General features: G+C 63.5%; 20 protein-coding genes and 1 tRNA gene. 7 read left to right on the plus strand and 14 right to left on the minus strand.

Annotated elements, in window-relative coordinates; all coding sequences use genetic code 11:
- Positions 1–32: 32 nt before the first annotated feature.
- Positions 33–1,709: a 2-isopropylmalate synthase gene (leuA, locus tag BLQ92_RS13130; RefSeq protein ID WP_090684934.1), complete on the minus strand. Its 1,677-nt coding sequence runs from the start codon at positions 1,707–1,709 to the stop codon at positions 33–35.
- Between the two features lie 510 nt (positions 1,710–2,219).
- Positions 2,220–3,194: a DNA-binding protein YbiB gene (ybiB, locus tag BLQ92_RS13135; RefSeq protein ID WP_090684935.1), complete on the minus strand. Its 975-nt coding sequence runs from the start codon at positions 3,192–3,194 to the stop codon at positions 2,220–2,222.
- 345 nt (positions 3,195–3,539) lie between these two features.
- Between ybiB and BLQ92_RS13140 the strand changes: the two genes are divergently transcribed.
- Positions 3,540–4,238, plus strand: coding sequence for a fumarylacetoacetate hydrolase family protein (locus BLQ92_RS13140; RefSeq protein ID WP_090684936.1), 699 nt, complete (start codon positions 3,540–3,542; stop codon positions 4,236–4,238).
- 27 nt (positions 4,239–4,265) lie between these two features.
- Complete coding sequence (maiA, locus tag BLQ92_RS13145; RefSeq protein ID WP_090684937.1) at positions 4,266–4,910, plus strand: maleylacetoacetate isomerase; 645 nt, start codon at positions 4,266–4,268, stop codon at positions 4,908–4,910.
- Between the two features lie 107 nt (positions 4,911–5,017).
- On the opposite strand, the gene ftsY is transcribed toward maiA, so the two are convergent.
- Complete coding sequence (ftsY, locus tag BLQ92_RS13150) at positions 5,018–6,220, minus strand: signal recognition particle-docking protein FtsY (RefSeq protein ID WP_090684938.1); 1,203 nt, start codon at positions 6,218–6,220, stop codon at positions 5,018–5,020.
- Positions 6,221–6,578: 358 nt separating this feature from the next.
- On the opposite strand from ftsY, the gene rsmD reads away from it, so the two are divergent.
- The 3 genes from rsmD to BLQ92_RS13165 all read left to right on the plus strand — a co-directional run bounded on the left by rsmD (position 6,579) and on the right by BLQ92_RS13165 (position 8,140).
- Positions 6,579–7,193 (plus strand): 16S rRNA (guanine(966)-N(2))-methyltransferase RsmD, encoded by a 615-nt coding sequence (gene rsmD, locus BLQ92_RS13155; protein WP_090684939.1) that lies wholly within the window; start codon positions 6,579–6,581, stop codon positions 7,191–7,193.
- A 114-nt stretch (positions 7,194–7,307) separates the two neighbouring features.
- Entirely contained in the window at positions 7,308–7,820 is a 513-nt protein-coding gene (gene coaD, locus BLQ92_RS13160) for a pantetheine-phosphate adenylyltransferase (RefSeq protein WP_090684940.1), read from the plus strand.
- A gap of 65 nt (positions 7,821–7,885) precedes the next feature.
- Positions 7,886–8,140: a YfhL family 4Fe-4S dicluster ferredoxin gene (locus BLQ92_RS13165; RefSeq protein WP_090684941.1), complete on the plus strand. Its 255-nt coding sequence runs from the start codon at positions 7,886–7,888 to the stop codon at positions 8,138–8,140.
- 60 nt (positions 8,141–8,200) lie between these two features.
- On the opposite strand, the gene hisC is transcribed toward BLQ92_RS13165, so the two are convergent.
- The 8 genes from hisC to BLQ92_RS13205 form a co-directional block, all read right to left on the minus strand.
- Complete coding sequence (gene hisC, locus BLQ92_RS13170; RefSeq protein WP_090684942.1) at positions 8,201–9,280, minus strand: histidinol-phosphate transaminase; 1,080 nt, start codon at positions 9,278–9,280, stop codon at positions 8,201–8,203.
- 86 nt (positions 9,281–9,366) lie between these two features.
- Positions 9,367–9,969: an aminoacyl-tRNA hydrolase gene (gene pth / locus BLQ92_RS13175; protein ID WP_090684943.1), complete on the minus strand. Its 603-nt coding sequence runs from the start codon at positions 9,967–9,969 to the stop codon at positions 9,367–9,369.
- Between the two features lie 142 nt (positions 9,970–10,111).
- A complete protein-coding gene (locus BLQ92_RS13180) occupies positions 10,112–10,729 on the minus strand; it encodes a 50S ribosomal protein L25/general stress protein Ctc (protein ID WP_090684944.1) in 618 nt (205 codons plus the stop codon).
- A gap of 155 nt (positions 10,730–10,884) precedes the next feature.
- Positions 10,885–11,841: a ribose-phosphate pyrophosphokinase gene (locus tag BLQ92_RS13185; protein ID WP_090684945.1), complete on the minus strand. Its 957-nt coding sequence runs from the start codon at positions 11,839–11,841 to the stop codon at positions 10,885–10,887.
- Positions 11,842–11,886: 45 nt separating this feature from the next.
- Positions 11,887–11,963, minus strand: a tRNA-Gln gene (locus BLQ92_RS13190).
- A gap of 52 nt (positions 11,964–12,015) precedes the next feature.
- Positions 12,016–12,897 carry a 4-(cytidine 5'-diphospho)-2-C-methyl-D-erythritol kinase gene (ispE, locus tag BLQ92_RS13195; RefSeq protein ID WP_090684946.1) on the minus strand — a complete coding sequence of 294 codons (882 nt, stop codon included), beginning with the start codon at positions 12,895–12,897 and terminating at the stop codon, positions 12,016–12,018.
- A 73-nt stretch (positions 12,898–12,970) separates the two neighbouring features.
- Complete coding sequence (lolB, locus tag BLQ92_RS13200; RefSeq protein ID WP_425194887.1) at positions 12,971–13,633, minus strand: lipoprotein insertase outer membrane protein LolB; 663 nt, start codon at positions 13,631–13,633, stop codon at positions 12,971–12,973.
- Positions 13,633–15,474, minus strand: a complete 1,842-nt coding sequence (locus BLQ92_RS13205) for a tetratricopeptide repeat protein (RefSeq protein ID WP_090684947.1) — start codon at positions 15,472–15,474, stop codon at positions 13,633–13,635. Before BLQ92_RS13205 ends, lolB begins: the two co-directional genes overlap by 1 nt.
- Positions 15,475–15,561: 87 nt before the next feature.
- Between BLQ92_RS13205 and mutM the strand changes: the two genes are divergently transcribed.
- Together mutM and mutY are read left to right on the plus strand one after the other, a co-directional pair.
- Positions 15,562–16,392 carry a bifunctional DNA-formamidopyrimidine glycosylase/DNA-(apurinic or apyrimidinic site) lyase gene (gene mutM, locus BLQ92_RS13210; RefSeq protein WP_090684948.1) on the plus strand — a complete coding sequence of 277 codons (831 nt, stop codon included), beginning with the start codon at positions 15,562–15,564 and terminating at the stop codon, positions 16,390–16,392.
- A 6-nt stretch (positions 16,393–16,398) separates the two neighbouring features.
- Positions 16,399–17,529 (plus strand): A/G-specific adenine glycosylase, encoded by a 1,131-nt coding sequence (gene mutY / locus BLQ92_RS13215; protein WP_090684949.1) that lies wholly within the window; start codon positions 16,399–16,401, stop codon positions 17,527–17,529.
- Positions 17,530–17,577: 48 nt separating this feature from the next.
- Here the strand turns inward: mutY and BLQ92_RS13220 are convergent, their stop codons facing one another.
- The 3 genes from BLQ92_RS13220 to hprK all read right to left on the minus strand — a co-directional run bounded on the left by BLQ92_RS13220 (position 17,578) and on the right by hprK (position 20,194).
- Positions 17,578–18,210: an LON peptidase substrate-binding domain-containing protein gene (locus tag BLQ92_RS13220; protein WP_090684950.1), complete on the minus strand. Its 633-nt coding sequence runs from the start codon at positions 18,208–18,210 to the stop codon at positions 17,578–17,580.
- 39 nt (positions 18,211–18,249) lie between these two features.
- Positions 18,250–19,143, minus strand: coding sequence for an RNase adapter RapZ (gene rapZ, locus BLQ92_RS13225; RefSeq protein WP_090684951.1), 894 nt, complete (start codon positions 19,141–19,143; stop codon positions 18,250–18,252).
- 82 nt (positions 19,144–19,225) lie between these two features.
- The gene (hprK, locus tag BLQ92_RS13230) at positions 19,226–20,194 is read right to left on the minus strand and encodes an HPr(Ser) kinase/phosphatase (protein ID WP_074263299.1); all 969 of its coding nucleotides are present in this window, start codon (positions 20,192–20,194) and stop codon (positions 19,226–19,228) included.
- Positions 20,195–20,247: the final 53 nt, after the last annotated feature.

Consider the following 20,247-nt stretch of genomic DNA (forward strand, 5'->3'; position numbering starts at 1 on the left):
GTGTTCCATGCCCATTCGCCAATGGCGGCCTGTCAGGCCGCTGCTCGTTGGTCAGCGTGCTTCCACGCGCAGCGGTTGACCGCGCTGACGACCGCGTCCACGACTGCCGCAGCGTTTTCCTCCTTCACCCCGACGCCGTACCGTACCGCCTGCTCGCCGACCCGGCAGCCCACGAATACCGCCGTGCGGCCATCTGAAGTGCGCGCGCTTTCCACCGAGGTGACTTCAACTGGCTGCCCTGCGGCGGCGCCCAGCGCGGCGGCGACACGCTGGGCGTGTTGCTCGTGCGTTTCCTCTTGCGCTTGAGACTGGCCCCGCACACGCTTCGGCGCCGCCACGCTGATGTCGCGGTTAACCCACCGCACCGTCGACGCATTGACGCGCCGCGCTGGTCCCACGCGTTCGAAGTATTCACGGGCGAACAAGGCGCAGATCGCTTCGCCGCTCATCTCGGCGCCGCTGCTGTCCGTGGCGGCCTGCACCGCGTGGCTGAACTCGATCTGCAAGCGGCGCGGCGGCGTAAAGCCCATGCCGCGCTCGAGCAGGTAGGTCGAGCCGCCTTTGCCGGACTGGCTGTTCACGCGGATCACGGCGTCGTAGCTGCGGCCCACATCGGCCGGGTCGAGCGGCAAATACGGCACTTCCCACACCGCATCCGGCTGCTGCTGCGCGAAGCCCTTGCGGATCGCGTCCTGATGCGAGCCGGAGAACGCGGTGTAGACCAGGTCGCCCGCATACGGATGGCGCGGATGCACCGGAAGCTGGTTGCAGCGTTCCACCACACGGCGGACCGCGTCGATATCCGAGAAATCGAGGCCCGGATCGATGCCCTGCGTATAGAGGTTCATCGCGAGCGTGACGAGGTCGACATTGCCGGTGCGCTCGCCATTGCCAAACAGGCACCCTTCGATGCGATCCGCCCCCGCCAGCAAGGCGAGTTCGGCGGCGGCGACCGCCGTGCCGCGGTCGTTATGCGGATGCACCGACAACACGATGCTGTCCCTGTAGCCGAGATTGCGGTCCATCCATTCGATCTGATCGGCGTACACATTCGGCGAGGCCGCCTCGACGGTAGCGGGCAGGTTGACGATCATCTTGTGATCGCGCGTCGGCCGCCACGTCTGGGCCACGGCGTCGCACACCTCGCGAGCGAAGGGCAACTCGGTCATGCTGAAGGTTTCCGGCGAGTACTGGTAGATCCAGTGCGTCTGCGGCCGCGTTTGCGCGTACTGCTTGATGAGCCGCGTGCCTTCGACCGCCAGCGCCTTCACTTCGTCTTTCGACTGGTTGAAGACGATCTTGCGGAACGACGGCGCAATCGCGTTGTAGAGATGAACGATTGCGCGCGGCACGCCGTCGAGCGCCTCGAACGTGCGCGCGATCAGTTCTTCACGCGACTGCACGAGCACTTCAATCGTCACGTCGTCGGGAATGCGCTTTTCGTCGATCAGCTTGCGCACGAAATCGAAGTCGGTCTGCGAGGCCGACGGAAAGCCGACTTCGATTTCCTTGAAGCCGATCGCGACCAGCGTGTCGAAGAACTCGAGCTTCTGCGAGATGCTCATGGGCTCGATCAGCGACTGGTTGCCGTCGCGCAGATCGGTGCTCATCCAGATCGGAGCTTGCTGGATCGTGCGGCTGGGCCATTTTCGGCCGGTCAAGCGGACAGCGGGGAAGGGGCGGTATTTTTCAGCAGGGTTGCGCAACATGGTGAGCCTCGTTCGTTTCGTCGTGTGCATTGGGGTGTGGCGTCGAGCGGCTGGCGGGCTGCCACAGATGCACGGCCCGCCAGCCGGGCGCTAGCGGGAGTAACGAACGGGCGCGCACAAAGTGCGCCATGGCGATGATGACGCCGGTCGCGACCTTGAGTGATGCCCGTGATGCGTGCATGTGACCCTCGCGCTTCGTCCGAACGGCAAACGGACGAATGCAGACGACTGACAGGTTGTAAGAGGAACGACTGGTTTGGGGTGAAACCGGAACTACTTTGAGGACCGGCTTGAACCGCTGAGGCGGCCAACGCGCGGCGCTACGCCTGGCTTACGCTAGACGTAGCGATAGGGGCCGCGCTAGGCGGCCGGAGGTAATTCGGAGGGTGTTCGGAAGGGAACGCATAGCGTCCAATGTATGCGAGCGGACGGCGCTGTGTCAACCGCCGCGCTGCACAATGCGCTGTTGCGCGACCCCGCGCATGGTTGCGCAGCGCCTTGTGAAGCCCGTCACACCGGGGTTCGGGCGATCTCCACGATCACCTCGATCTGTCGCTCGATGGCGCTCGGCACCGGCGCCTCGCCGCGCAGCACGGCATCGATCCATGCGGCCGTGGTGGCGGCGTCGCGCGCTTCCGGTAGTTCGACCTCGGGCGCGTCGGCCGAAGAACGCTCGGCTGCCACACGCGTTTCGCAGATGCCGTCATGCAGCCAGTCGATCTGCACCTGGCGGCGCGTATCGGCCACGGCTTCCCCCTCCGTGCCGCGCGCGAGCAGCGCGCCGCCCGCCGCCGCATCCGGATGCGTGTTGAACAACTGGGTGAGGCTGTCCCGGTAGGGCGGATGAGTGTAGTTCACCAGCCGCAGGCCCGGCGGGGCGAACGGCTGCAGGATCTTGACGAGCGTATGGGTGGAATTGCGCACGCCCATGCGCCGGCGCAACGCGAGCAGGCGCGCGAGCTTCGGCGCGAGCGCAGCGATCGGTGCAAAGGCGAGACGCCGCGACGCGAGGCTGTCCTCGATCTCCGCGTGATTCTGAGCGTGAGCAATCTGCAGATGGGTGAAGATTTCCGCGCTGGTCACGCGGCCAGGATCTTCGGTAACGCCGTGCACCAGCACCGGCACGCCTTCGCGCGCCAGCAATAGCGCGAGCAGCGGCACCAGATTCGGCTGCTTGCGGGCGCCGTTGTAGCTGGGAATCGAAACCGGCCGGTAGGCGCCGTGCGCAATCTGGACCGGTTCGAACGACGCGTGAGCGGCAGCCAGCATCGCAGCGAGTTCGTCAGCCGTTTCGCCCTTCACCCGGTATGCCAGCAGCACCGCGCCCAGTTCCAGATCGTCGACGCGACCGTCCAGCATCGCGCTGTAGAGCGCGTGGGTGTCTTCCGGCGTCAGCGCACGGGCGCCGTTCGGGCCGCGCCCGATCTCCTTGATAAAGCGGGCGCAGGGGAAGACGGGGGTGGCGATATCGGTTGATTCGGTCATCGGGCTCGGTGGGCTGGGTGGCGACGCATCGAATGCGTGCAGCCACGGTATTCAAAAGTGGGTTGCTTACCTGCGGCGGTGTCGGCAGCGTGACCTGCAGCGACACCGGCGATGGTGCCTTTACTCAGTATCGCATCTGCGGGGTTTCTGCAAGATAGCGCGCGGTCGTTAGCGGAGAGCGGTTGTCGTCCACCGTAGCGCTGGCAAGGGCCGGCCCACCGGCAGCAAGGGAGACGGCCGACCGCCGCCGGCCTTGCCGTTCTGGCGCCCAGCTGAGGCACCCCCGCGTTACACTCAATGTTTTATTGCCGCGCGCGCGGCGCTTACTAAAGATTGGAGAACGGGATGAGTTACGTGTTTGCTCCCGCACCGGTGGTCGCGGTGCCGGTCGTTGGGTCCAGCGATCAATTCGCGGTGCGCCGCATCTACTGTGTGGGCCGTAATTACGAGGCGCACGCCCGCGAGATGGGGCACGACCCCGACCGCGAACCGCCGTTTTTCTTCAGCAAGCCCGCGGACGCGGTTGTGTACGTCGCGCCTGGCGAGACCGGCGAATTCCCGTATCCCGCGCAGTCGAAGAATGTCCACTTCGAAATGGAACTGGTCGCGGCAATCGGCAAGGCCGGCAAGGACATCCCGGTCGAGACGGCACTGGAACACGTGTACGGCTACGCGCTCGGCCTCGACATGACGCGGCGCGACCTGCAGGCGGAAGCCAAGAAGCTCGGCCGCCCGTGGGACACCGCGAAGGGCTTCGATCACTCGGCGCCGCTCGGTCCGATCCATCCGGTGTCGAAGGTGGGGCAGGTCGACAAGGGCGCGATCTGGCTGACCGTGAACGGCGCAGAAAAGCAGCGCTCGGACGTGTCGCAACTGATCTGGTCGGTGGCGGAGACCGTGGCGTACCTGTCGACGCTGTACGAACTGCAGCCCGGCGATCTGATCTTCACAGGCACGCCCGAAGGCGTCGGTGCGGTCGTGAAGGGCGACACGATGAAGGGTGGCGTGGACGGACTGGGCGATTTCAGCGTGCGCGTGGTCTGAAGCTGACGTAGGGAGGAGACATCAAGAATGAAGCTTTACAGCTATTTTCGTAGCTCGGCGTCGTATCGCGTGCGCATTGCCCTGAACCTGAAGAACTTGCCGTATGACTACGCGCCCGTTCATATGCTGCGCGACGGGGGCGAGCAGCTCAAGCCGGAATATCGCAAGCTGAATCCGGATGCGGTGGTGCCCACCTTCATCGACGGCGATAACGTGCTGCAGCAGTCGCTGGCGATCATCGAGTATCTGGAGGAGACGCATCCGGAGCCGCCGCTATTGCCGAAGACGCCGGCCGATCGGGCCTATGTACGTTCGGTGGCGCTGCAGATTGCGTGCGAGATCCATCCGCTGAACAACCTGCGCGTGCTGAAGTATCTGAAGCACACGGTCGGCGCCGACGAAGAGACCAAGAACGCGTGGTACCGGCACTGGGTCGAGGCGGGCTTTGCGACGCTCGAAGAGCATCTCGCGGGCGATCCGCGCACCGGCAAGCTGTGTTTCGGCGATACGCCGACGCTGGCCGATGCGTGTCTGGTGCCGCAGGTCTTCAATGCGCAGCGCTTCAAGATCGACGTGACGCGCTTTCCGACCATTCAGCGGATTTACGATCACGCCTCGCAGCTCGACGCCTTTGCGCGGGCGGCGCCAGGCGTGCAGCCGGACGCGGAGTGAGGTGGGTTCGACTGAATGAGCCGTTGGTTTGGCATGGCTGAAAGCAAAGAGGGCGCTCCGCGGGGCGCCCTCTTTGTTGATGCTGCGAGATGCCGGGCCGCCCCGGTTTAGCTGCCGAGCAATGCGTCGGAAAACTCCTCGGCGCTGAACGGCTGCAAATCTTCGGCCTTTTCGCCGACGCCAATGAAGTACACCGGGATCGGCCGTTGCCGTGCAATGGCCGCGAGAATCCCACCCTTGGCCGTGCCGTCGAGCTTGGTGACGATCAGGCCGGTGAGGCCGAGCGCATCGTCGAACGCCTTCACCTGGGTGAGGGCGTTCTGCCCGGTGTTCGCGTCGATCACCAGCAGCACTTCGTGCGGGGCGCTGTCCATGGCCTTGCCGATCACGCGCTTGACCTTGCGCAGTTCTTCCATCAGATGCAACTGGGTCGGCAGACGTCCGGCCGTATCGGCCATCAGCACGTCGATCTTGCGTGCACGCGCGGCGCCGACCGCATCGAAGATCACCGCGGCCGGATCGCCGCTTTCCTGCGAGACGACCGTCACGTTGTTGCGTTCGCCCCAGATCGCGAGCTGTTCGCGCGCGGCGGCGCGGAACGTGTCGCCGGCGGCGAGCAGCACGGACTGATCGAAGCTCTGCAGATGCTTGGCGAGCTTGCCGATACTGGTGGTCTTGCCCGCGCCGTTCACGCCCGCGATCATCATCACGAGCGGTTGGGCGTGGCCGAGCATCAGCGATTTTTCGAGCGGCTTGAGCAGGTCGATCAACAGCGTGCGCAGTGCGGTCTTGACCTGCTGCGGCTCGGTCAGCCGTTCGGCGCGCACTTTTTCGCGCAGCGCTTCGAGCAGAAACTCGGTGGCGTCGACGCCCGCGTCGGACATTAACAGGGCGGTTTCGAGCTCCTCGTACAGGTCTTCGTCGATCTTGGCGCCGATGAAGATGCCTGTCAGGTTCGAGCTGGTTTTCGACAGGCCGCTCTTCAGGCGCGTGAGCCACGACTTCTTCGCTGCAGCTTCGGGTACCGGCGGCGGAACGATTTCGACCGTTTCGAGCGCGCTTTCCTCTTCAGGCTCTGCTTGTAGCGGCGTAACCGGCTCGGCGGCGCGTGCGGGCGCGGCTTGTGCGCCATTGGTGTTCACCGGCTGCGGTGCCGCCGGGCGTGTTGGGAAGGCTTGCGCCTGCGGCGCTGTGCTGGCTGGCGCCTCGACAGGCGTACGCGGCGCGACGGATTCCGGCGCCGTCTGCAATTCTTCGGGCGTTGCATCGGGCTCTTTCGAGCCCTTGAATCGTTTGAAAAAGCTGAACATGATCTGGCGTGGTGAGAGCGAGCGCCGGTGCGCGCAGCCGGTAGGGCCCGGTGGCAGCGGCAGGCAGCGTGACAATGCGGGATGCAAGGCGCTGGAAGCCGCTTATTTTATCAGGCGGGCGGGTAAGTGCCCCCTAACCTGTCGCTGCGCGCCAGGCCGCCCAAGGGGGGAGCAAGAAAGCTTGGGGCGGCCCGGCGCTTTCTTGCGTCTGCCCCCCAGTCTCTCCAGGAATCGCGCCGCATTAGCCACCCGGCCAGGATGAGATGCTTGTCACCATGTGGTAACGTTGGCTCTCCAACCCCGGCGCGAGCAAGCGCCTGCGGGCAAACCGCCTAACTGCTTAACTGTTCGAATCTGCATGCCCCGTCCTTCTGCCTCCCGTGCGCCAAGCGCTCCGTCCCACCGCGGCAAGCCGCACGCTATCCGCATCATCGGCGGTGACTGGAAGCGCACTCCGCTGCCGGTGCTCGACCTCGACGGCCTGCGCCCCACGCCGGACCGCGTGCGCGAAACCCTCTTCAACTGGCTCGGCCAGCGTCTCGACGGCCTGCGCTGCCTCGATCTGTTTGCCGGCAGTGGCGCGCTAGGCTTCGAGGCGGCTTCGCGCGGCGCCGCGCGGGTCCTGATGGTGGAACGCCATGCAAAGGCGGCGGGGCAACTGCGCGCCAACCAGGCCCGTCTCGCGCCCAACACGATTGAAATTGCCGAAGCCGATGCATTGCGCCTCGCGGCCAGCCTCGCGCCCGGCTCGTTCGACGTGGTGTTCATCGACCCGCCGTTCGGCTCAGACCTGCTTGGCCGGGCGCTGGAACTGGCGGCGCCGCTCGTCAGCGCCGAGGGATTCCTCTATGTGGAAGCCGGCGACGCGCTCGACATCGCACAGACACCCGCCCTGATGGGCTGGACCATCGTCCGGCAGGGCAAAGCCGGAGCGGTGCACTATCATTTGCTGCAGCGCGAAAATGAGGAATAATGCGCGTTCTAAAACAAGCGCCCGGACGGCTGGCCGTCACGCGCGCGACAGGCGGCAAACGCGCCCTGCTGGCGTGCTTGGCGTGCCCATTTGTCTGAAGAGAGGAGAAGTCTCATGGTAGTCGCCGTGTACCCGGGTACGTTCGACCCGCTGACGCGCGGTCACGAAGACCTCGTTCGGCGCGCGTCGAGCATTTTCGACACGCTGGTGGTAGGCGTTGCCGACAGCCGCAACAAGAAGCCGTTCTTCACCCTCGAAGAGCGGCTCGATATCGCTCACGAAGTGCTCGGTCATTACCCCAATGTGCAGGTGATGAGCTTCAAGGGGCTATTGAAGGACTTCGTCCGCACCAACAATGCGCGAGTGATCGTGCGCGGTCTGCGTGCCGTGTCGGACTTCGAATACGAGTTTCAGATGGCCGGCATGAACCGCTATCTGCTGCCCGACGTCGAAACCATGTTTATGACGCCGTCGGATCAGTATCAGTTCATCTCCGGCACCATCGTGCGCGAGATCGCCCAGTTGGGCGGCGACGTCAGCAAGTTCGTGTTCCCATCCGTCGAAAAGTGGCTGAAGGACAAGGTCGCCTTGCTGGGGCAGGAAGAGGGTCAGGCGGGGCAACCCTAACCGGCGTAAACTACCGGTTTGACGGAATGACAGCCGGCCTCGCGCCGGCGTGAAGTGAGAGAAGTATGGCCTTGATGATTACCGACGAGTGCATCAATTGCGACGTCTGCGAGCCTGAGTGCCCGAACGACGCAATTTCGATGGGCCCGGAAATCTACGTGATCGACCCGAAGAAATGCACCGAATGCGTTGGTCATTTCGACGAGCCGCAGTGTATCCAGGTGTGCCCGGTGGAGTGCATTCCGCGCGACCCGCAGCACCTGGAGACGCCCGAGGGTTTGATGGCGAAGTATCACGCGCTGCAGGCCGCCAAGGCCTGAGAGTGCCTGAGGTTGCTTTGGCGAGGCGCGTGCGCTTCGCCAAAGCAACCTCATTGCCACCTATCCCACGTACGCGTGGAACACATCCTCCAACGCTGCCAGCAAGGCGTCGCATTCCGCGTCGGTGCCGATCGAGATGCGCAAATGCTGATCGATGCGCGGCGCCTTGAAGTGGCGCACAAAAATCTGCTTATCCTTTAGCCGTGCGGTGAGCGTGGCCGCGTCGTAGCCTTCGTGGCGGGCGAACACGAAGTTCGCTCCCGAGGGCACGACCTTGAAGCCAAGCGCAGTCAGACCGGCAGAGAGTCGCTCGCGGCTCGCGATGACTTTCGCGCAACTGTCGTGGAACCACTTGTCGTCCTGATAGGCGGCGATCGCCGCGACCTGTGCGAGCCGATCGAGTGGGTACGAGTTGAAGCTGTCCTTCACGCGGTTCAGCGCGTCGATCAGATCGGGATGCCCGAACGCGAAGCCCACCCGCATGCCCGCCAGCGAGCGTGACTTCGAGACGGTGTGCACGACCAGCAGGTTCGGATAGCGGTCAATCAGCGCAATCGCCGACTGTGCGCCGAAATCCACATACGCTTCGTCGATCACCACGACGGAGTCGCGATGCTGCGCCACCAGTCGCTCGATTTCGCTCAACGGCAGAGGGTGGCCGGTCGGCGCGTTCGGGTTCGGTAACAGCACGCCGCCGTTGGGCGAGGCGTAGTCGTCGACGCGAATCGCGAAGGCGTCGTCCACCGGAATGGTCCGGTATTCGACCTCGAAGAGCCGGGCATACGTCGGATAGAAGCTGTACGTGATGTCCGGGAACAGGATCGGCTTGTCGTGCTTGAGCAGCGCCTGGAACGTCAGCGCGAGGACTTCGTCGGAACCGTTGCCGGCGAACACCTGGTCGGCCCGGATGCCGTGGTGCGCAGCCACTGTCTCGCGCAGCTTGCGCGCGGTCGAATCGGGATAGCGGCGCAGCGACTCCGCGGTTTCGCCGAGTTCCTGGCGGATTGCCTCCAGCACGCGCGGCGACGGCGGATACGGGTTCTCGTTGGCGTTCATCTTGACCGGATGGGCGAGCGCGGGCTGTTCGCCCGGCACATACGGCGTCAGACGATGGACGATGTCACTCCAATAGCGGCTCAAGCCGGGCTCCAATTGATGGCTGTGGGTCGACCTTGATAATAGCCCGGCCGGGGCCGCAAAATCCGCGGTGACCGCGCAATAAGCGCCTACGCGCTGCGATGCAATTGCATCACCGCACGCTCCATCTCGCCTTTCACAACCAGCGGCATTTGCACCAGCGCACGCTCGATCGATGCATCGATCACGTCCTGCTCTTCGCGGCGCGGCGGCTTCAGCACAAAGTTGGCGACGTCCGGCTTCGCGCCGGCGCGGGCGCTTTCGGGAATCAGATCGCGCGGATGGCCAATGCCGATGCGCAGCCGCCAATACTGCTGCGTCGTCAGATGCGAGGAAATGTCCTTCAGACCGTTGTGGCCGCCGCTGCCGCCACCGAGCTTGAGCTTGACGGTGCCGGGCGGCAGATCGAGTTCGTCGTGCGCGACGAGAATCTCATCGGGCAGGATCTTGAAGAAATGTGCGAGTGCGACGACGGATTGTCCCGAGCGGTTCATGTACGTCTGTGGCTCGAGCAGGTGCACCTCTTCGCCGTACAGACGTGCCTTGGCGTAGAAGCCGTGAAAGCGCCGCTCGTCGCGCAGGGTGGTGCCGGCTTCGCGCGCCAGTTGATCGACCAGCCAGAACCCGGCGTTGTGACGCGTCGCAGTGTATTCGGCGCCCGGATTGCCGAGCCCCACGATCAGTTTGATCATGATTGATTCATGACTGGTTAAGGGCCGGCGGCGTGCCACACGACCTGAAAAAACCGAAAAAAAACCCGCCGGGGAGAACCTCGGCGGGTCACATCGTCCGTTCCAATGAAACGGATCGAGAGGATTGCTTGCTGTATGAAGCTTAAGCAGCCGGCGTTTCGCCTTCGCCTGCAGCAGCGCTGCCTTCAGCGACCGCACCAGCCGGGATCGTCGCGGATGCGACCACCGGGTTTTCAGCTTCAATGTGTGCAACCAGCGCGACGCCAGCCGGCAGGACGATGTCCTTGGCGTGCATCGTTTGACCCGCTTCGATCTTCGCCAGGTCGACTTCGAGGAATTCCGGCAGTGCCGACGGCAGGCACTCGATTTCGATTTCGTTCAGAACGTGCGAGATCACCGCGCCCGACTGCTTGACTGCCGGGTTGGTTTCCTGGTTCATGAAGTGCAGCGGCACCTTGGTGTGCAGCTTCTTCGTTGCATCGACGCGTTGGAAGTCCACGTGCAGCACAAGCTGACGGAACGGGTGATATTGCACGTCGCGCAGCAGAACTTGTTGCGCCTTACCGCCGATTTCCAGATCGAGAATCGACGAGTGGAAAACTTCTTTCTTCAGGGCGTGCCACAACGCGTTGTGATCGAGTTCGATCATTTGCGGTTCAGCACCAGCGCCATAAACGATTGCCGGCGTCTTGCCGGAAATACGCAGGCGGCGGCTCGCACCCGTACCTTGCAGGGAACGCTCGAAAGCGACTACTTTCATATTGAATCTCCAATGCACTGCCCGCGACCAGGCAGTAAAAACGGGGCCTTCACGCCAATTCGGCTGAGGCCCCAGACTCGACGGCACGAACCTTCGTTCGCTCATGCCGATTGTGCAAAAGCGCAACGTGAATCACGTTGCGCCTTCGCAAATACTTAACTTTCTGCAAACAGCGACATCACCGAATCGCCGCGGCGGATCCGCGAGAACGTTTCGGCCAGCAGGCCTGCGCTGGTCAGCGAGCGGATCTTCGCGCACGAGCGGGCTTCGTCGCCGAGCGGGATCGTATCCGTCACAACCAGTTCGTCGAGCGCGGAAGCAGCGATACGCTCGCCGGCGCCGCCCGACAGAACCGGGTGGGTTGCATACGCGAACACCTTGATCGCGCCGCGTTCCTTCAGCACCTGAGCCGCCTTGCAGAGCGTGCCGGCGGTGTCGACCATGTCGTCCATGATCACGCAGGTACGGCCTTCGACTTCACCGATGATGTTCATCACTTCAGCGACGTTCGCCTTGGGGCGGCGCTTGTCGATGATCGCGAGATCGCAGTTCAGTTGCTTGGCCAGTGCACGGGCGCGGACCACGCCGCCGACGTCCGGCGACACGACCAGCAGGTTCTCGTGATTCTGCTTGCGCAGATCGCCGAGCAGCACGGGCGTTGCATAGATGTTGTCGACGGGGATGTCGAAGAAACCTTGAATCTGGTCAGCGTGCAGATCCATCGTGATGATCCGCTCGACGCCAGCGATTTCCAGCATGTTCGCCACGACCTTGGCCGAGATTGCCACGCGCGCCGAACGCGGGCGACGATCTTGGCGGGCATAGCCGAAGTAGGGGATAGCTGCGGTGATCCGGCCAGCAGATGCGCGCTTGAGCGCATCGACCATGATCATCAGTTCCATCAGGTTGTCGTTCGCCGGTGCGCACGTGGATTGCAGGACGAAGACATCCTTGCCACGCACGTTTTCCTGAATCTCGACCTGAATCTCACCGTCTGAAAAACGGCTGACCATCGCTTTGCCGAGGGGAATACCGAGGATTTTTACGACTTCGTGTGCAAGCGCGGGATTCGCGTTGCCAGTAAAAACCATCAGGCCGTCATGGCTGCTCATCATGCACCTGCTTCTGGCTGGGGGGCGAGGAAATGCGAGAATTTTTGGCAGGGGAGGAAGGACTCGAACCCTCGAATGCCGGAATCAAAATCCGGTGCCTTAACCAACTTGGCGACTCCCCTACACTAACTTTGAGCTTCACCGAGCGTGTAGGACCGCTCGACGATGCAAAACCTATGACGCGAAAGCGAAGAGTGGATGTGTATCCAGGCTTGCTGTTACTGCGCTGCTCCAGCCGCTCGGCAGTTTGGCTTGCGCCGCTTCTGCTTCATCACGACTATGGAACGCTGCAAAAACGCTAGCACCTGATCCAGTCATCCGCGCCGGCGCGATGTTATCAAACCATCCAAGCACCTGCGCAACTTCCGCGTATTTTCCCACGACAACTTGCTGCATGTCATTTCGGCCGAAGCTGTCTGGCCATCCTGCGCTGCAACTATGTTGTGCAAGAAAGTCCGTAATTGTGAGGGGTTTTGAATCTCTTGTCAACGATTTTTCGGAAAAAATCGCTGCAGTTGGAACATGAACCCGCGGCGTCACAACAAGGAAATTACGAGCGGGCAATTGTACAGCCTCTAACGCTTCTCCGACACCCTCTGCGAACGCATTTTTTCCAAAAATAAAAAAAGGCACGTCGGCACCGAGCTTCAGGGCCAGCGCCTGCAGTTCCTCGCGGGGCAAATCGAGCTCCCACAGACGGTTCAATGCGAGCAGTGTGGTGGCCGCGTCCGAGCTGCCACCGCCGAGGCCCGCGCCCATCGGCAGACGCTTGTCGATCTCGATGTCGACGCCTTGCTGCGTACCTGTATGGCTTTTCAGCAGCAGTGCGGCGCGTACGGTCAGGTCTTGCTCGGCCGGCACGCCGGACACGTCGCTGCTGCGCATGACGCGGCCATCGTCGCGGCGCGTGAAGTGCAGCGTGTCGCCCCAGTCGAGCAACTGGAACACGGTCTGCAGCGCGTGATAGCCGTCCGGCCGGCGGCCGGTGATGTGCAGGAAGAGATTCAGCTTCGCTGGTGCGAGGCAGTCGCGCAGCGAATCGTTCGTTTCAATCATGACTCAGGACAAAGGGCGGAGCTAATACGGAGCCGGCGCGGAAACAGGCCGGAGCCAACGCGGGCTGACCGGTCTATTGGTCGAGCACGAGCTTGATGTCGAGCGGCGGCTCTTCGCGGCTGAGGTTGACGCGCTTGAGGCCGGTGGCCGGTGCGTCAGCATACGCGACATAGTTGATCGTCCAGCCATCCTGGACAATTTCCTTTAGATGCGACGGATCTTGCGGATCCTTTTCGGTCTTCGCCCGCGAGCTGGGTGCGGCCGACGGCTGCAGCCAGTAGCGCAGGCCTTCGACCGGCAGCGCAAAGCCGAGCGCGTTCTGCATCAGCGTGGACACGTTGTCGGCGGTGAGCGGTTGGCGGTTCGGCAATTCGAGCGAGGCCGAAGCCGGCGACGACGTGACGATCGCGAGCGTCTGGCCGAGCGGGTTGCGCAACTGCAGCGTGACCGTATCGCCAGCTTCCTGCCAGTCGAAGTTGCCGTAGGCGTTGCGTTGCTGGCCGTTCTGGTCGACGTACTGAACCGCGAAGCGGCCGTGATAGGCACGGCTTGTCTGTGCGGTGACGGAGGTGGTGGCGTTCGACAGCGACGGCTGTTGCGGCTTGACCGAGGCGCAGCCAGTCAACCCGGCCAACGAGACGGCAGCCGCCGCTGCGAGCCCAAGCGCCGCGCGGCGCGGCGCCTGGGGATAAGCGCACAAACGGAGAGGACGGATCGAGCGGTTCGAAATCAGCATCAGAGATCGTTCACCTGAAAACGTTTAAGCGTTTTGAGGAGCGTATCGTTATCAGGTTCCAGCTTGCGCGCTTCACGCCAGGCGTCGCGCGCCTGATCCTGCGCACCGGTCTTCCACAGCACTTCGCCCAGATGAGCGCCGATTTCCGCATTCGGCTGCAGATCGTAGGCCTTGCGCAGCAGTTTGACCGCGTCCGACGTATCGCCAAGGCGATACTTGACCCAGCCCACGCTGTCCATGATGAACGCGTCGTCCGGCGCGAGCGACGAGGCCTTCTGGATCAGCCGGTCAGCTTCCTGCAGACGCACGCCGCGGTCCGCCAGCGAATAGCCGAGCGCGTTATAGGCTTGCGGATTGTCCGGCTGCGTTTCGATCAGCTTGCGCAACTGCGCTTCCATCGTGTCGTAGTGGCCGTTCTTCTCGGCCGCCATCGCGTAGTCGTAGGTCAGATCGGGGTCGTCAGGGAAGTCGGCGGTGGCTTGCGCGAGCCGGTCTTCGGCTTGCGCATAGCGCTTCGAGTCGAACAGGATGGCGGCGTCGGTACGGGCGATCAAGGCCTGATCGCGCGGGTCCGGCGCCTGCAGGCCGGCGAGCAGCTTGCGGGCGTCGTCAGGCTTGTTCTGCTTTTCGAGCAACTGGGCGCGCGTGATCTGCGCCGGAATGTATTGCTGGCTCGACGGCGAAATCTTGTTGAGCCAGTCGCTCGCTGCCGCGTCGTTCTTCTGTTCGAGCGAAAGTTGCGCGAGGTAGATATAGGCCTGGCCCGCATCGGCGCCCGGTGTCTTCTCTGCCTTCTGCGCGTACTGCTGCAGATAGTTTTGCGCGCTCGGGAAATCCTTCTTCTGGATGCTGATCAGCGCGAGCGCCATCATCGGCGTCAGGTCGTTCGCGTTGTCCTTGTGCATCTCCTCGAACTGCTTTTGCGCGTCGTCGAGACGGTCGCTGGCGAGATACATCTGCGCCAGAGCGAGTCGCGCATCATGCGACTTCGGATTCTTCTGGACGTAACCTTCGAGCGAGGCGATGCCTTCCTTGCGCTCTTCCGGGCCCATCTGCGACAGCGTCAACGCAGCTGGCAGGTAATCGGGCTTCAGCGTGAGCGCCTGCTCGAGCGACTTGCGTGCGCCCGGCGCGTCGTTCGCCACGAGCTGCTGACGGGCGATAGCCAGTTGCGCTTCGGGGCGATTCTGGTCGTTCTTCAGCAGGTCCTGCAGCACATGCAGGCCGCCGATGCGATTCGGGCCGCGCGAGATCAGCAGTTGCAGCGCGAGGATTGCGCTGCCGCGATTCTCTTCCGGCACCTTCGCGAGTTCGCGCGCGAGCAGCGGTTCTGCATCGTCAGGCTTGCCTGACAGCACGAGCAGCGATGCATCGAGTTGCGCCGCGCGTTCCGACGCAGGTGCATACTGCTGCCACAGTTGCGCAGCCGCTAGTGCGTCCGAAGGACTCTGCGCGGCCAGCGCGATTTCGGTAGCGCGTTGCGCCATCCGCGGATCGTGGGTGTCGCGCGCCAGCGCGAGGTAGGTCTGATACGCCGGCGCCGGTTGATCGCGCTGCAGGGCGACTTCCGCCGCGAGCACCTGGAACACGATCTGGCTCGTCAGCGGGACGCTGGGCAGGTCCTTCTGGTCGTCTGCCGTTTGCGCCCCGAGCGCGTCCGGCATGGAGACGGAGTTGTCGTCCGAATCCGGAGAAGGGTCTTGCGCATGCGCCGGCATGGCGGCGAGCGCCCACACGGCAAGCGCCGCCGCGCCGAGCAAGCGACGAGCGGACACGCCGTGCGGCACGCGGGAAGTGCGCGCCGGGCGCTTCGAAAACAGCTTCACGAAGGACAAGTTCATGGAAATCCGTTCAATGTTTCGGTCGATTGTAACGCGCTCGCTACAATAAGCGCACAACCACTCACGCAAGTTGCAGACCAGTTAGACATGCCAGAGTTGCCAGAAGTTGAGGTTACGCGACGAGGAATTGAACCGTACGTCTCCGGACGCCGGGTCGAGCGCGTCGACGTCCGTACCCCCGCGCTGCGCTGGCCGATTCCGGCCGACCTTGCGAGAACCTTGCGGGGCCATGTGGTGCGCAAGGTCGAGCGGCGCGGCAAGTACCTGCTGTTCGAAATCGACGCGGGCTGGTTCATTGTGCACCTCGGCATGACCGGTACGCTGCGGGTGCTGCGCAATTTGCCGCATCTGCCGGAAGCCGCGAAGCACGACCATGTCGACTGGATTTTCGACGAATTCATTCTCCGCTATCGAGATCCGCGGCGCTTTGGGGCTGTACTTTGGCATGCACGGGAAGACGGCGACGTGCTCGCGCATCCGCTGCTTGCCGGTCTGGGCGTCGAGCCGTTTTCCTCAGCTTTTTCGGGCGCCTTGATGCACCGGCAGACGCGCGGCCGCAAGGTCTCGGTCAAACAGGCGCTGCTCGCGGGCGAGATCGTGGTGGGCGTGGGCAATATTTACGCGTCCGAAAGCCTGTTTCGCGCCGGCATCCGGCCCACGACGCCAGCCGGCCGCGTTTCGCTGGTCCGCTATGACCTGCTGGCCGATGCGGTGCGCGTGACGCTGGCCGCCGCAATCGAAAAAGGTGGCAGCACGCTGCGCGATTTTGTCGGCAGCAATGGCGAAAGCGGTTACTTCCAGCTCGACTATTTCGTCTATGATCGCGCGGGGCTGCCATGCCGGGTGTGTGGAACGCCGATCAAACAGATCGTGCAGGGGCAGCGCTCGACTTACTTCTGTCCGACCTGCCAGCGCTAATTTTTAATGCCCTCTCGTTTAACGCCTTCTTCGACGGCCACCGTGCCCGTTTTGTCCGTCAAACCGGCCTTGGCCGATTTCTCCGCGCGCCTGATTGCCTGGCAGCGCCAGCATGGCCGCCACGATCTGCCGTGGCAAAACACGCGCGACCCGTATCGCATCTGGCTGTCGGAAATCATGTTGCAGCAGACCCAGGTGTCGACGGTGATTCCTTATTACGCACGTTTTCTGGCGCGTTTTCCGGATGTTGCCGCGCTCGCCGCGGCGCCGATCGACGATGTGATGGCCTTGTGGGCCGGTCTCGGTTACTACTCGCGTGCGCGTAATCTGCACCGTTGCGCGCAGGCGGTGGTGGAACTGCATGGCGGGGCGTTCCCAGCTTCGGTTGAGGCGCTGGCCGACCTGCCGGGCATCGGCCGCTCGACGGCGGCGGCGATCGCGTCGTTTGCGTTCGGCGCGCGCGCCACGATTCTCGACGGCAACGTGAAGCGCGTGCTGGCCCGCGTCTTCGGTGTCGAAGGTTTCCCCGGCGAAAAGCGTGTCGAAAACGCCATGTGGACGCTGGCGGAATCGCTGCTGCCGTCTAATGCCAGCAATGCCGACGTGAGCGCTTATACACAGGGCTTGATGGATCTCGGCGCGACGCTGTGCATGCGCGGCAAGCCGGACTGCGAGCGCTGCCCGTTCGCGCCCGACTGTGTGGCGAACGTGACCGGCCGGCAGCGCCAATTGCCCGCCGCGCGGCCCAAGAAGGCGGTGCCGACGCGTCGCACGTGGATGCTCGTGCTGTGCGATGGCGATGCGGTGATGCTCGAAAAACGGCCGCCTTCCGGTATATGGGGTGGGCTGTGGAGTCTGCCGGAAGCGGCTGATGAAGCTGCTTTAGCCGAACGTGCCCGCGAATTTGGCGGCGACGGTGCGGTTTCGCCGCTGGCGCCGCTCACACACACGTTCACGCATTTCCGGCTGGATATCGAGCCGCGCCTTGCGGAACTGGATCGCGCCGGTGCTGGCCGGGCCGGGCTGGCGCTGGGTGATGCTGAAACCGTGTGGGTCGCGCTGCGCGATATCGACGCTTACGGCGTGCCGGCGCCGGTGCGCAAGCTGTTGGACGGTCTGCACGGATCTTTGCTGTAGCGAGCTGGCGGGTTCAGCGTTGGCGTGATTGCGGCCACGCCAACGCCCTCACAGCAACTGATGCTGCTGCATGTAGTGATGAACCACGTCGATACGTGCGCCGGCATCCGGCAATTCCATCAATTTTTGCCGCGCCTTTAGCGCAACCGGCAGCACTTCCGAAAGCCGGTTGGAGACCCAGGTCGGATCTTCGAGCTTGAACGGCTGCGCGAACGGCAGACTATCCGGATCGCGCTCGCGAATCGTCGCGATGATCCGCTCTAGCACTTCCGCGCAGGCGCCGAATTTGGCCAGATGCTCATTGCCTTCGAGCGGCAGATCGTCGGGTATCGGCTCGGCCATGCCGACCAGCAGGCCGCTCGGCTCTACGCGATGCGACAGCAACTTGAAGCGCCGCGTGCCGCGCGCGCGGATCAGCAGCATGCCGAAGGTTTCGACGTCGCACTCCTCGATTTCAGCGAGGCAGCCGACGCTTTCAGGCACGGACGGCTCGTCCGGCAGCGCGACTTCCCCGCCGCTTTTCAGCAGGCAGACGCCAAAGGGCGTCTTTTCGCGCAGGCAGTCGCGTGCCATATCCAGATAGCGCGCTTCGAAGATCTTCAGGGGGAGCAGCCCGTCGGGGAACAGGACCGTGTGCAGCGGAAACAGCGGCACATCGGCAAGCACAGAAGTAGATGACATGGCGCAACGCTTCGGGTTAAGGCCGCGCACTGCGGCCGGTTAAGCCACTAGCTTCGATGATTCGCCGACGTCAACCGGCGCATCGCGGTGCCGCACGATCACATTGGCCTGCTTGGCAAGACGCGCGGCGAGCGTCTCGGCAATGAATACGGAACGATGCTGGCCACCTGTGCAGCCGATCGCCACGGTCAGGTAGCTGCGGTTGTCGTCGCGAAAGTGGGGCAGCCACTTCACGAGGAACATTTCGATGTCGCCCATCATGTCGTGCACCACGGGCAGGGCGCCGAGGAAATCGATCACCGGCTTGTCGAGGCCGGTGAGTGGACGCAGTTCGTGATCGTAGTACGGGTTCGGCAGCGTGCGCACGTCGAACACGAAATCGGCGTCGAGCGGCACGCCTCGCTTGAAACCGAACGACTCGAACATCAGCACGAGACCACTGTGCTCCTGCTCGATAAAACGTTTGACCCATGCGCGCAACACGTTGGCGCGCAGGTTGCTGGTATCGATCTGATGGCCGAACTCGGCCAGATTCGCCACCAGTTCACGCTCGCGCTCGATCGCTTCTTCCAGCGAAGTGAGCAGGCCAACGTCGGCATTGTGCGAGGCCGAGCCGGACAGTGGATGGCGGCGCCGCGTTTCGGAGAAGCGTTGAATCAGCGCCTGCGTGCTGGCGTTCAGAAACAGTACGCGCACATCGTGCTCGCGCGACAGGTCGCGGATCATCGACGGCATGTCGTCGAGCGAGGCGCTCGAACGCGCGTCGATTGCCACCGCGAGGCGGTCTTGCCCGTCTTCCGCGAGATAGGTGGCGAGTTGCGGCAGAAAGCGCGGCGGCAGATTGTCAACGCAATAGTAGCCAGCGTCTTCAAGCGCGTTCAGTGCAACGGATTTGCCGGAGCCGGAAATACCGGTGATCAGAATAATGCGCATGGAGTCGTCGAATCGGTACGTTTCATCATAGCATCTGGTCCCCGCGCGCGTACCCCGCTGCAGCCGGGTACGTCGTGCGGTTTCAGATCAGCTTGCCGGGAAACTGGCTGTCGGGATCTTGCATGGCGAGGCGCTGGCGATCCATGAAGTCGCGCAATGTGTCGATGCCGCGCAGTTGCAGGATCGTGTTACGCACGGCGGCTTCCACCAGCACGGCCAGGTTGCGGCCGGCCGCCACCTGGATGGTGACCTTGCTGATAGGCAGGCCCAGCACGTCGACGGTCTGGCTTTCCAGCGGCAGGCGCTGGAATTCGCCGTCCGGGCGGCGCACGAGCTGAACGATCAGCTTGAGTTTCATTTTGCGCCGTACGGCGGTTTCACCGAAGATGGTCTTGATGTCGAGCAGGCCCAGGCCGCGCACTTCCAGCAGGTTTTGCAGCAGCGGCGGGCAGCGGCCTTCGACAAAATCCGGCCCGAGGCGCACGAAGTCCACCGCGTCGTCGGCTACGAGGCCGTGACCGCGGCTGATCAGCTCAAGCCCGAGTTCGCTTTTGCCGAGACCGGAATCGCCGGTGAGCAGCACGCCCATGCCGAGAATGTCGAGAAACACGCCGTGCAGCGTAGCGCGCGGCGCCAGAATGCGTGACATGTACAGACGCAGGCTGTCGATCACGGCGGCGGCCGACATCGGCGTGGTGAAGAGCGGCGTGGACGAACGGGTACAGCGCAGCACCAGTTCCGGGGGCGCCGCCACCCCGCCTGCCACCACCAGGAACGGCGGCTCGAGGGCGATCAGCTCGGCCATGTGGCGCGAGCGGTCTTCTTCGGATTGGCGCTGGTAATAGTCGACTTCGGCGTCGCCGAGCACCTGGATCCGGTTCGGGTGGATCAGGTTCAAGTGGCCGACGAGGTCGGCGCTCGAAGTGGCATTGGCGACTGTTTCTGCCGAGAAGCCGCGCTCCCAGCCTTCATGCCCCGTCAGCCAGCTGAGTTTCAGCATGGCGGCGTTGTCGTCGAAAATGCTTTGGGCGTTGATGCTGGACGTATCCATGAGTCCGTGACTCCAGTGTGGGCCGCTGCCCCGCGTGCGCCGGCTGCGTCAGC

The sequence above is a fragment of the Paraburkholderia phenazinium genome, from assembly GCF_900100735.1.
Classification (GTDB): Bacteria; Pseudomonadota; Gammaproteobacteria; order Burkholderiales; family Burkholderiaceae; genus Paraburkholderia; species Paraburkholderia phenazinia.